The organism is Phenylobacterium sp. (assembly GCF_030698145.1).
Classification (GTDB): domain Bacteria; phylum Pseudomonadota; class Alphaproteobacteria; order Caulobacterales; family Caulobacteraceae; genus Phenylobacterium.
The window spans coordinates 1-10,161 of record NZ_JAUYNW010000116.1 but is presented as its reverse complement, the minus strand read 5'-3'; the positions used below and the strand labels follow the sequence as shown (position 1 = coordinate 10,161).

14 protein-coding genes are annotated in these 10,161 nt (G+C 70.4%); 10 read left to right on the top strand and 4 right to left on the bottom strand.

The window, feature by feature from the left end:
* Positions 1 to 204: 204 nt before the first annotated feature.
* The 9 genes from Q8Q77_RS17225 to tilS all read left to right on the top strand — a co-directional run bounded on the left by Q8Q77_RS17225 (position 205) and on the right by tilS (position 7,234).
* Positions 205 to 576 carry a hypothetical protein gene (locus Q8Q77_RS17225; RefSeq protein WP_305584914.1) on the top strand — a complete coding sequence of 124 codons (372 nt, stop codon included), beginning with the start codon at positions 205 to 207 and terminating at the stop codon, positions 574 to 576.
* The gene (locus Q8Q77_RS17220) at positions 573 to 1,007 is read left to right on the top strand and encodes a YbgC/FadM family acyl-CoA thioesterase (RefSeq protein ID WP_305584912.1); all 435 of its coding nucleotides are present in this window, start codon (positions 573 to 575) and stop codon (positions 1,005 to 1,007) included. Before Q8Q77_RS17225 ends, Q8Q77_RS17220 begins: the two co-directional genes overlap by 4 nt.
* Positions 1,008 to 1,100: 93 nt before the next feature.
* Positions 1,101 to 1,802, top strand: coding sequence for a protein TolQ (gene tolQ / locus Q8Q77_RS17215; RefSeq protein ID WP_305584910.1), 702 nt, complete (start codon positions 1,101 to 1,103; stop codon positions 1,800 to 1,802).
* A 3-nt stretch (positions 1,803 to 1,805) separates the two neighbouring features.
* Complete coding sequence (locus Q8Q77_RS17210; RefSeq protein ID WP_305584908.1) at positions 1,806 to 2,288, top strand: ExbD/TolR family protein; 483 nt, start codon at positions 1,806 to 1,808, stop codon at positions 2,286 to 2,288.
* Positions 2,289 to 2,295: 7 nt separating this feature from the next.
* A complete protein-coding gene (locus tag Q8Q77_RS17205) occupies positions 2,296 to 3,081 on the top strand; it encodes an energy transducer TonB (RefSeq protein WP_305584907.1) in 786 nt (261 codons plus the stop codon).
* 41 nt (positions 3,082 to 3,122) lie between these two features.
* Positions 3,123 to 4,391, top strand: a complete 1,269-nt coding sequence (tolB, locus tag Q8Q77_RS17200) for a Tol-Pal system beta propeller repeat protein TolB (protein ID WP_371130473.1) — start codon at positions 3,123 to 3,125, stop codon at positions 4,389 to 4,391.
* Positions 4,392 to 4,518: 127 nt separating this feature from the next.
* A complete protein-coding gene (pal, locus tag Q8Q77_RS17195; RefSeq protein WP_305584905.1) occupies positions 4,519 to 5,070 on the top strand; it encodes a peptidoglycan-associated lipoprotein Pal in 552 nt (183 codons plus the stop codon).
* Between the two features lie 89 nt (positions 5,071 to 5,159).
* The gene (gene ybgF, locus Q8Q77_RS17190; RefSeq protein WP_305584903.1) at positions 5,160 to 5,996 is read left to right on the top strand and encodes a tol-pal system protein YbgF; all 837 of its coding nucleotides are present in this window, start codon (positions 5,160 to 5,162) and stop codon (positions 5,994 to 5,996) included.
* Positions 5,984 to 7,234: a tRNA lysidine(34) synthetase TilS gene (gene tilS / locus Q8Q77_RS17185; RefSeq protein WP_305584901.1), complete on the top strand. Its 1,251-nt coding sequence runs from the start codon at positions 5,984 to 5,986 to the stop codon at positions 7,232 to 7,234. The genes ybgF and tilS overlap by 13 nt, the downstream gene beginning before the upstream one ends.
* On the opposite strand, the gene Q8Q77_RS17180 is transcribed toward tilS, so the two are convergent.
* Positions 7,231 to 8,088, bottom strand: coding sequence for an alpha/beta fold hydrolase (locus Q8Q77_RS17180; RefSeq protein WP_305584899.1), 858 nt, complete (start codon positions 8,086 to 8,088; stop codon positions 7,231 to 7,233). The genes tilS and Q8Q77_RS17180 overlap by 4 nt on opposite strands.
* A 36-nt stretch (positions 8,089 to 8,124) precedes the next feature.
* Here Q8Q77_RS17180 and Q8Q77_RS17175 point away from each other — a divergent pair, with 36 nt between their 5' ends.
* Positions 8,125 to 8,559: a hypothetical protein gene (locus Q8Q77_RS17175; RefSeq protein ID WP_305584897.1), complete on the top strand. Its 435-nt coding sequence runs from the start codon at positions 8,125 to 8,127 to the stop codon at positions 8,557 to 8,559.
* Here Q8Q77_RS17175 and Q8Q77_RS17170 read toward each other — a convergent pair.
* The 3 genes from Q8Q77_RS17170 to Q8Q77_RS17160 all read right to left on the bottom strand — a co-directional run.
* Positions 8,556 to 9,344 (bottom strand): M23 family metallopeptidase, encoded by a 789-nt coding sequence (locus tag Q8Q77_RS17170; protein ID WP_305584895.1) that lies wholly within the window; start codon positions 9,342 to 9,344, stop codon positions 8,556 to 8,558. The genes Q8Q77_RS17175 and Q8Q77_RS17170 overlap by 4 nt on opposite strands.
* Before the next feature lie 307 nt (positions 9,345 to 9,651).
* On the bottom strand, positions 9,652 to 9,939 hold the full coding sequence (locus Q8Q77_RS17165; RefSeq protein WP_305584893.1) for a hypothetical protein: 288 nt from the start codon (positions 9,937 to 9,939) through the stop codon (positions 9,652 to 9,654).
* A gap of 38 nt (positions 9,940 to 9,977) precedes the next feature.
* The coding region (locus tag Q8Q77_RS17160; protein ID WP_305583229.1) for an NAD(P)(+) transhydrogenase (Re/Si-specific) subunit beta at positions 9,978 to 10,161 on the bottom strand (184 nt) is incomplete at its 5' end.

The window sequence follows — 10,161 nt, the reverse complement described above, 5'->3', positions numbered from 1 at the left end:
ACAAAGCTCGCCCTCACCGCCTGCATGCGACGGCTCCTCGTCACCCTCAACGCCATGATCCGCGACAACACAGACTGGAGACATGCGCCAGCCTAACTACGGTTGCTCCCCCAAACCGCGCTGCGCGCTGGGGGAGGATCTGCGTCAGCGCGGCTTCCGCGATTCAGCGACTTACGCCATCCTCGCCTTGAGGGGAGCTTCGCCATGGCCCGCAACATCGTGCTCGTCGTGCTGGGAGCGGTCCTCTGGTTCGCCGCCGCCATGGCCATCCGCTACGCGCTCCCACTGGGCTGGTTCGGCCGCGGCGCGGCGGCCATCCTCTTCGCCGTCAGCGCCGCGCTCTCGCCGCTGGTGGTGCTGGCCGTGCACCGCCTGACCAAGGGCCAGCCCGGCGGCCACCTGAGGACCGCGGCGCTCGCCTGCACCCCCGCCCTGCTGCTGGACGGCCTGGCCTTCGTCTGGCAGCCCAGCCTCTATGGCGCGGTCGATCTCACCCTGCCCGGCGCCTGGCTGATGTACGGGGTCGGCGCAATCCTGGCCTCGGGCGCGACCCTCGACGTGCGGTCGGCGAAATGAGCCTGGAGCCCTCCGCCGGCCAACTCGAGGGCCGCGAGCACCTGCTGCCGGTGCGCATCTATTACGAAGACACTGATTTCACAGGCATTGTTTATCACGCCAACTATGTCCGCTATTTCGAGCGCGGTCGCAGCGACTTCCTGCGGCTGGCCGGGGTGCGCCATGCCGAGCTGCAGGACCAGGACGCGGCCTTCGCCATCGTCAAGATGGAGCTGGCGTTCAAGCGCGCCGCCCGCATCGACGACGCCCTGGTGGTGCGGACCACCTATGACAGCGCCCGAGGGCCGCGCCTGTTCATCGGCCAGCGCATCTTCCGCGGCGATGAGCTGATCTGCTCGGCCCAGGTGGAGGCCGCCTGCATCGACCTGGCCGGCCGCCCGCGCAAGCCGCCCGCCGGAATGTTGGATCAGTTGCGACCCTATTTCGCTTGACCGCGTTAAGTCGCGGTTAACCAAAAATGGCGGCCTTAAGATCGCCATCGCGGGAGGTTTGAAGACTAGGCCCGCCGCTAATCTGGAGCCCGCATGGACCCCGCGCCGATCACCGCCGACAGCTTTTCCTTCATCAACCTGTTCCTGCGCGCCGACTGGGTTGTGAAGGGCGTGATGGTTGGGCTGATCCTGGCGTCCCTGTGGTCCTGGACCGTGATCCTGGACAAGCTGTTCCGCCTGACCGCCCTCAACCGCCAGGCCGACGCCTTCGAGGACCAGGTGGCCTCGGGCCAGCCCCTGGAGGACATCGCCGCCGAGGCCGGCGAACGTCCCGCCGAGGCCCTGCCCCGCATGCTGCAAGGCGCCCTGCGCGAGTGGCGCGAGGCCCGCCAGCGCGGCGTCACCTCCGAGAGCCAGGCCGCCTTCCTGATCCAGCGCATCGACCGCCAGCTCGACACCACCATCGCCCGCGAAAGCGCCCGCGTCGAAACCGGCCTCTCCTCCCTGGCCATCGTCGCCACCGCCTCCCCCTTCGTCGGCCTGTTCGGCACGGTCTGGGGGATCATGAAGGCCTTCCAGGCCATCGCCGTGGAGAAATCCACCAACCTCGCCGTCGTCGCCCCCTCCATCGCCGAAGCCCTCTTCGCCACGGCCGTCGGATTGATCGCGGCGATCCCAGCTTACATCGCTTATAACCGCTTTTCGTCCGACGCCGGACGATACGCGGCGCGGCTGGAGGGCTTCGCCGACGACCTGTCGACCGCCATCCAGCGGCGGCTGGCCGAGCGGGGCTGAGTCATGGCGCTCTCCGCCCACGACGCCTTTTCCGCCAGCGGCGGATCGCGCCGACGCCGCAGCCGCCGCACCCGCGGGGCGTTGGCCGAGATCAACGTCACGCCCCTGGTCGACGTGATGCTCGTGCTGCTGATCATCTTCATGGTCTCGGCCCCGCTGCTGACAGTCGGCGTGCCGGTCGAGCTGCCGAAGACCGAGGCCGGCGCCATGGAGGACGACTCCGAGCCGCTGACCGTCTCGATCCGCCAGGACGGCGCGCTGTACATCCAGGAGGACCCGGTGTCCTTCGCCGGCATGGCCCCGCGCCTGCGCGCCATGGTCGGCGACGTGGCCGGCAAACCGATCTATGTCCGCGCCGACGGCAAGGCCTCCTATGAGATCGTCGCCCAGGTGATGGCCGCCCTGTCGACTTCGGGCTTCACCTCGATCAACCTGATCACCGACACCGGCGGGCCATCCTCGGGCGGTGACGCCCGCAAGCGCTGAGGCCGGCATGGCGGCCTGGCGGTCCGACTACTCCCCGGCGATGATCGCCTCGGCCCTGCTGCACGGAGGCGTGTTCGCGCTCGCCCTGGTGTCGTGGCCGTGGACCCATGACCTGGCCGTCGGCGGCTCCGTGCCGGTGAACATCGTGACCAACGCGCCGCAGACCGACCTGCGCCCGGCCATCCAGGCGCCGGAGGACCAGGCCGCCCAGACCGAGCAGCCGGTTCCCGACGCGCCCGCGGAGGCCGCGGCGCCGGAGCCGGTTCCCGCCCCGCCGGCGCCCAAGCCCGCGCCCGCCGCGGCCGTCGCGGCCAAGGCGCCGGCCAAGCCCGCGGCGAAGCCGCAGAAGACCGCCGGCCTGGACCTCGACGCGCTGGAGGCGACGATCGCCAAGGCCGCCAAGGCCTCGGGCGGCAAGTCCTCGTCCGCCGCCAAGGGCCCGTCGCGCCCGGAGACCGCCAAGGTCGCCCGGCCCGACCTCGGCGAAGGCCTGGCCGCCAATGCGCTGAAGGGCCTGGCCGACGAGCTCCAGCGCCGCTGGAATCCCAACTGCGAGGTCGAGGGCGGCCGCTCGGTCAAGGTGCGGGTGATCTTCACACTGGGCGCCGGCGGCCAGGTGGTGGGCCCGGTCACCGCCGGCGGCCAGGAACGCTCGTCAAACACCGTCGAACAGGCCGCCGCCGAACGCGCCATCCGCGCGGTCTACCAGGCCGCCCCCTTCAAGAACCTGCCCCGCGACTTCTACGGCGACCGCATCGCGGTCAACTTCAACGCCGCAGAAGCCTGTTCCTAAGCCTTCAGGAGGCACGTCCGATGCGAACCCTTGTCCTGACCATGCTGGCGATCCTCGCCACGACCCTGGCCGGCGCGGCCCCGGCCGCCGCGCAGATCGAGGTCGACGTCAATCGCGGCGACGTCCAGCCCCTGCCGGTGGCCATTCCGGCCTTTGGCGGCGCGCGGGGCGCGGAGATCGCCCAGGTCATCACCGGCAACCTGGAACGCTCGGGCCTGTTTCGCCCCATCGACCAGAACGCCTTCATCGAAAAATCCCTGGATGTGAACGTCCAGCCCAAGTTCACCGACTGGAAGGCGATCAACGCCCAGGCCCTGGTCAACGGCCAAGTCGTCGTCGAAGGCGGCCGCCTGACGGTGAATTTCCGCCTCTGGGACGTCTATGCCGAACAGCCGCTCCTGGGCCTGCAGTTCACCTCCACGCCTGAGAACTGGCGGCGCGTGGCGCACAAGATCTCCGACGCGGTCTATGAGCGCCTGACCGGTGAGAAGGGGTATTTCGACACCCGCATCGTCTTCGTCTCAGAGAGCGGCGGGCGGCTGAACCGGGTCAAGCGCCTGGGGATCATGGACCAGGACGGGGCCAATCCCAGCTACCTGACCGACGGCGCCTACATCGTCATGACGCCGCGGTTCTCCTCCACCAGCCAGGAGATCACCTACATGGCCCTGCGGCCGGAGGGCTCTTCGATCTACCTGTTCAACCTGGAGACCGCCCGGCGCGAAACCCTCGGAAGCTTCCCCGGCATGGTCTACGCCCCGCGCTTCTCGCCGGATGGCGGACGGGTGGCGTTCTCGGTGGAGCGCAACGGCAACAGCGACATCTATGTGATGAACCTGCGCAACCGCGCCTCGGCCAAGCTGACCTCCGATCCCTCCATCGAGACCTCGCCGTCGTTCTCTCCCGATGGGACACGGATCGTCTACAATTCCGACCGCGGAGGAAGCCCCCAGCTCTACATCATGGGCGCCGACGGCTCGGGCGCCCGGCGCATCTCATTCGGCTCCGGACGCTACACCACGCCGGTCTGGAGCCCAGTCGGCGACTTCATCGCCTTCACCAAGCAGGTGGGCGGCCAGTTCCACATCGGGGTGATGAAGCCCGACGGCTCCGACGAGCGGTTGCTGACCACCAGCTATCTCGACGAGGGCCCGACCTGGGCGCCCAACGGCCGGGTGCTGATGTTCAGCCGTGAAACGCCTGGCGGTCCCCCGCGTTTGTGGACGGTGGACGTCACCGGGCGGATCCTGCGACCCGCCCCCTATCCGGGGTCGGCCTCGGACCCGGCCTGGTCGCCGTTGTTGAACTAGTCGTTTCAGGTATTGGCGCGCACACCGCGCCATCACCGGATTGTTAGGCCTTCAAAAAGCCGAATAGGTGCAGGTACTCAGAACGTCTGGGAACCCGCCGTCGTAAACATCAGAAGGAGAAGCCCACGTGCAGAGCTTCAACACCAAAGGCGCCGTTCGACTGGCCCTGATCGCCGCCGCGGCGCTGTCGCTGACAGCCTGCGCGTCGAAACCCAAGCCCCAGCCGGTCGCGCCGACCGCGCCGCCGCCCGCGCCCGCACCGATGGCGCCGCCGACCGCGGCCCCCGCCCCGGCGCCTGTGGGCGCCGTTCCGGGCTCGGCCCAGGACTTCGTGGTCAATGTCGGCGACCGCGTCTATTTCGACCTCGACCAGTATAGCATCCGCGCCGACGCCGCCCCGGTGCTGGACGCCCAGGCCGCCTGGCTGGTGCGCTATCCGGCCGTCCAGGTCCGGATCGAAGGCAACGCCGACGAACGCGGCACCCGCGAATACAACCTCGCCCTCGGGTCGCGCCGGGCCAACTCCGTGCGCGAACACCTGGTCGGCCGGGGCGTCGCGCCCAACCGCATCTCCACCGTGTCGTTCGGCAAGGAACGCCCGATCGATCCGGGCACCAGCGAGGAGTCCTACCAACGCAACCGGAACGCCGCGACGGCGATCACCGGCGGCGCGCGCTAGTCTCCGGCCGCGAGCTACGGGCGGGACCCCCAGATCGGGTCCCGCCTGCTTCGCGAACCCCAATTCGGTCGCCAGGTTAGAGTGACGCCATGATCCTCCGCCGCCTCGCCCTGCCGCTCGCGCTCGCGCTCATCTCCACGACCGCGCTGGCCCAGACCCCCATCGATCCGCTGGACGCGCGCGACGCGCGCCGCCTCGACCGCATGGAGCAGGTGATGCGCGAACTGCGCGCCATCGTCTTCCAGGGTCGCGACTCCGGCAAACCGGTGGTGATCCAGCCGGCGGAGACCGACTACCAGCTCCAGGAGCTGACCCGACGCCTGGCCGAACTGGAACAGACCCTGACCCGCATGACCGGGGACATCGAGACCACGACCCGCGACGCGGAACTGGCCCGTCGCGAGAACGAGGCTCTCAAGGGTCAGATCGCCGGGCTCAACGCCAAGATCACCGCGCTTGAGACCCGCGCCGTCGCCGTCGAGAGCGCCGTCGCGCCCGCGGCCGACGCGCCGGAACTCTCGGGCGCCCCGCCGTCCCTGACCGCCACCGAGACCTTCAACCAGGCGCGGCAGCTAATGCTCAGCGGCGACTACGATGGGGCCGAGGCCGGCTTCCGCGCCTATGTGGCCCGCTACGGCGACAGCCTGAAGGCGCCCGAGGCGCGCTACTGGCTGGGCAAGACGCTCTCGGCCCGCGCCGCCCACGCCGACGCCGCCGGCGCCTATATCGGCGCGATCCGCGGCTGGCCGCCCACGCCCTGGGCCCCCGACGCCGTGGTCGAGCTGGCCCGCGCCCTGATCCAGCTCAAGAAGCCGACCGACGCCTGCCAGACCCTGGCGGAGTTCCAGCGCCGCTATCCCAAGGCTGCGCCCGCCGTGCAGAGCCGCGCCGCGGCCGCGCGCAGCCAAGCCAAGTGCGCGGCCTAGCCCGCGCCTCGTCCGACGATCTCGGCGCCGGCGACGTCCTCGACCGGCGCCTAAGGGCCCACAGCGGCCGGCCGCTGGCCGTGGCGGTCTCGGGAGGCGGCGACTCCGTGGCCCTGGCCATGGCCGCCGAGGCCTGGGCCAAGGCGAATGGCCGCCGCCTCTTGATCCTCACCGTCGACCACGGGCTGAACCCCGCGAGCGCCGGCTGGACGCGATCCTGCGCCGAGCTGGCCGCGCGCCTTGGCGCTGGGTTCGAGGCCCTGGCCTGGGCCGGCGAGAAGCCGACGACAGGCCTCCCGGCCGCAGCCCGCGACGCGCGCCACCGCCTGCTCGCCGAGGCCGCGCGGGCCGCCGGCGCCAAGGTCCTGTTGATGGGTCACACGGCGGGCGATGTCGCCGAGGCGCGGGCCATGCGGCTGGCCGGCTCCACCACGCCCACCGTCCGCGAATGGGCGCCGTCTCCGGTCTGGCCCGAAGGCCGGGGGCTTTTCCTGCTGCGGCCGCTGCTGGGCGCCGGCCGCGCGGCGATCCGCGCATGGCTGGCCGCGCAGGGGCAGGAATGGATCGATGATCCGGCCAATGACGATCTGCGTTTCGCCCGCGCGCGGGCGCGGCGCGTGCTGGACGCCGGGGCCGCTGAGGTCGTCCCGGCCGGACCTGCCGCGGATCTGGCGCGCCTCGCCGCGCAGGTTCGCGATGATCCTTCGGGACTGATCGCCCTGCCGCGTGAGAGCCTGCGGCAGGGCGAGATCACCATTTTTGTCGGCGTCGCCTGCCTGTGCGCCGCGGGGACGTCACGGCCCGCTCGGCGCGACCGGGTCGAGCGGCTGGCGCTGCGGCTGCGGGGCCGCGAGACCTTCACCGCCAGCCTCGCTGGGGCGCGTGTCGAGGCCGACGACACGCAAGTGCGGTTTATGCGGGAGCCCGGCGAAATGGCCCGGACCGGTCTGGAACCCCTGGTTCTGGACCCCGGCCGACCTTCGGTCTGGGACGGGCGATTCGAAATCACCGCCGCGCGCGCCGCGACGATCCTGCCGCTGGCTGGCCGCGCGGCGCGGCTGCCGGCCGGTCAACGACACGGCCTGGCGCGCCTGACGCCCAGCACCCGTCCGGGACTGCCGGTAGCGGTCCACGGCGATGACATCGTCCTGGCCGCCAGTGATCCCGGCCTGAACGTCCGCGCCCTGGCTCATGAACGCCTGCTGGCCGCCTGCGGCGTAGTGGAGCGCGAGCCCTAGACCGAGAGCACGTGCTCCACGCCCTTGACGATGGGGTCGGCGAACCGCTTGCCCAGCAAGCTGGCGTGGTTGGCGCCGCGCACATGGTCGACATAGCCGCGCTTCGACGCCAGGGCCGGGGCGACCTGAAGGCGCTTCAGGGGCGCCGAGATCCGTTCGTCGCCGGCCGTCACCACGGCCACGGGCAGGTCGGGATCGAACGGCGGACGGGCCATCAGGGCGGTGCGAGGCCATTGCTGCACCTCATCGGCCGCCCACCTCGTATGGACCGCCGAGCCGTAGATGCGGCGCTTCTCGACCGAGGCTTCGCCCTCCAGCCCGATCAGATCGCCGATAACCAGGGAGACCGGCCGCATGAAGCCCGCGGCCGACCACATGCCGACCAGCTTCATGGCGCCGCGATAGGCGTGTACGGCGCGCGCGGCGCTCTTGACGTCGATGGCCTCCGGCGTGACGGCGTCGACCAGCACCACGCCCAGGACCTTCTCGCGACGGCGCGGCACGGAAACCCGCAGCAGCAGGCCAGCCATGGAGTGCCCGACCATCACATAGGGCCCGCGCTCGCCCAGGCGGTCCAGCAGCCGCTCCAGGTCGTCGGCGATGGCCGCCCCGTCGCGGGGCGAGGGGCCAGGATCGGAATAGCCCAGACCCGCCCTGTCGTAGGCCAGGCTCGCAAGTCCTTTGGCGGCCAGCCTGGCCTGCACCACCGCCCAATCGGCCGCGCACCCGAAGGCGCCGCACTCCAGCACGACCAGGGGCCGCTCGCCGCCAGGCCCGGCGCGCACGGCCCGCAGCCGACGCCCGCCGATGTCGACCAGTTCGCCCCGATCGGGGTGGAAGCCGGCGCCGGTCATCGATCAAACTTGAGCATGGCTGGAAACTAGCCGAGTTTGCGCAAAGAGATCGAGGCGAGGTTGTCGGAAATGTTGCGGCTGATCCTGGGCGTGTTGCTGGGTGTCGTGGTGGGCATGGTGGTCACCGGCGTAGTCGAGGGCATGGGCCACACGATCTTCCCGCCGCCGCCAGGCGTGGACCTCACCGATCCCGCCGCGCTCGGCACGGTGATGTCGAAGATCCCGCTGGAAGCCAAGATCGCCGTCCTGCTGGCCTGGTTCCTGGGCGTGCTGTTCGGCGCCTCGACCGCCAACCTGATTGCAGGCCGGCGCGCCTGGGCGGGGCGGATCGCCGCCCTGTGCCTGTTCGCCTTCTCGGCCTGGACCCTAACCCTGATCCCGCACCCGACCTGGTTCGTGGTCGCCACGCCGATCGCCGCCCTGATCGCCGCGTTCGCCGCGGAGAAGGCGTTCGGGCGGCCGCGCGCCTAGCCCGCTGTCGGGACCGTGGGCGCCGTGCGCGAAGCCGGAAGCGTCGCGCTGACCTCGGCGCCCGCGGTATCGGCGGACTGGGCTGTCATCATCAGGGTGGCGCGGGGACGCTCGGCCTTCCCGGCCTTGCGCGGACCTTCCATTAGGGCGCGCTTGGCTTCCGGAATGAACGACACCTGGGCCACGCGCACGCGACGCGAATAGCGCGCGGCGGACCGCAGCGGCAGGTCCTCGGCGGTGGCGAACTCCTGGCCGATGAAGGCGACGGGGTTCAGCGGCCGTTCGTCCTGGCGGATCTCGAAATGCAGGTGCGGGCCGGTGGAGGTCCCGCTGGAGCCGATCTTGCCGATCATCCGGCCGCCAAGGACGGCGACGCCGGGCTTGGCGCGCGGGTCGATGCGGCCGAGGTGCGCGTAGAAGCTGACCAGGCCCTCGGCGTGCTTCACCTCGACGAAGCGGCCGTAGCTGGCGCTGTTCCCGGCGCGGGTGATGACGCCGTCGGCGACCGCCAGGACCGGCATGCCGATGGGGGCGGAGATGTCGACGCCCTCATGCAGGCGGCCGTGCTTCTCCCACGGCATGCGGCGCAGGCCGAAGGGGGAATTGACGGAATGGCCGGGCACCGGCTCGCCGCAATCGAACACCGCCGGCGGCGGGGCGGCCGGCTCGGCGGGCGCGGCGACCGGCGGGGGAGCTTGCGGCTTGGCGGCGACGGCCGGCGACGACAGGTCAGCGCCGGCGGCGTAGGCGGCGGTCACGACCGTGAGGGTCAGGCCGACGGCCATGGCGGCTTCCAGCCCAAAATGGCGCAAGCGGCCGAACACGGCCAATTCAGTTGAATTCAAGAATGAACCTCTTCCAGTACAGTCGAGCTTATATTGAGGCCGCTAGAGGTGAAGCGGCCAAGCTTCGACGACGATCAACGTGGGCGCAGGTGCTAATTGGCGCGGGTTTTAGACGAAAGAAGGGCGAGGTAAACCGCTATTCGCGAATTCATTGTCGCAGGCGCCGCTAAGCCAAACCATAGATTTGTACGCCCGCCGCCGTGTTTCGCGCGGTCAGGCGCGGAAGTTCGCGTCGGTCAGCTGGTTCTCAAGTTCGTCGGTCTCGAACAGGTTCATCGCCTGGCGCAGACGGGCGATGTGAGAGGGCGGCCGCGTGTAGGCGCGGGTGTCGCCGGCCGGGGCCCAGGCGCTGGTCTTGGTCTGGCCACTTCGGGTACTCGTTGTGCAGGAACCCGTCGCCCAGGATGCGGCGCTCGATCGGGATGTCCAGGACGCCTCGTCCGAAGTTGGGGCAGACCGGACCGCCGACGATGTCGCCCTTGGTCAGCCGGTTGTTGGTGAAGAACAGGTTGGTCCAGCGGGTCGCCAGGAACATGGCCGACGGCCATGGCGTGTCGGGGCGCTAGTCGCGGGTCAGAGGCCCTTGAGGATGCCCTCGACCATCTTCTTGGCGTCGCCGAACAGCATCATGGTGTTGTCGCGGAAGAACAGTTCGTTCTCGACGCCGGCGTAGCCCGAGGACATGCCGCGCTTCACGAACAGCACGGTGCGGGCCTTTTCCACGTCGAGGATCGGCATGCCGTAGATGGCGCTGGTC

Excerpts from the sequence above, each read along its gene's own strand:
- Q8Q77_RS17165 (WP_305584893.1), bottom strand. The coding sequence starts at position 9,939 with ATGTTCCTGGCGACCCGCTGGACCAACCTGTTCTTCACCAACAACCGG.
- tolB (WP_371130473.1), top strand. The coding sequence starts at position 3,123 with ATGCTGGCGATCCTCGCCACGACCCTGGCCGGCGCGGCCCCGGCCGCC.
- Q8Q77_RS17170 (WP_305584895.1), bottom strand. The coding sequence starts at position 9,344 with ATGGCCGTCGGCCTGACCCTCACGGTCGTGACCGCCGCCTACGCCGCC.
- tolQ (WP_305584910.1), top strand. The coding sequence starts at position 1,101 with ATGGACCCCGCGCCGATCACCGCCGACAGCTTTTCCTTCATCAACCTG.
- Q8Q77_RS17220 (WP_305584912.1), top strand. The coding sequence starts at position 573 with ATGAGCCTGGAGCCCTCCGCCGGCCAACTCGAGGGCCGCGAGCACCTG.
- ybgF (WP_305584903.1), top strand. The coding sequence starts at position 5,160 with ATGATCCTCCGCCGCCTCGCCCTGCCGCTCGCGCTCGCGCTCATCTCC.
- Q8Q77_RS17180 (WP_305584899.1), bottom strand. The coding sequence starts at position 8,088 with ATGACCGGCGCCGGCTTCCACCCCGATCGGGGCGAACTGGTCGACATC.
- Q8Q77_RS17225 (WP_305584914.1), top strand. The coding sequence starts at position 205 with ATGGCCCGCAACATCGTGCTCGTCGTGCTGGGAGCGGTCCTCTGGTTC.
- Q8Q77_RS17205 (WP_305584907.1), top strand. The coding sequence starts at position 2,296 with ATGGCGGCCTGGCGGTCCGACTACTCCCCGGCGATGATCGCCTCGGCC.
- Q8Q77_RS17210 (WP_305584908.1), top strand. The coding sequence starts at position 1,806 with ATGGCGCTCTCCGCCCACGACGCCTTTTCCGCCAGCGGCGGATCGCGC.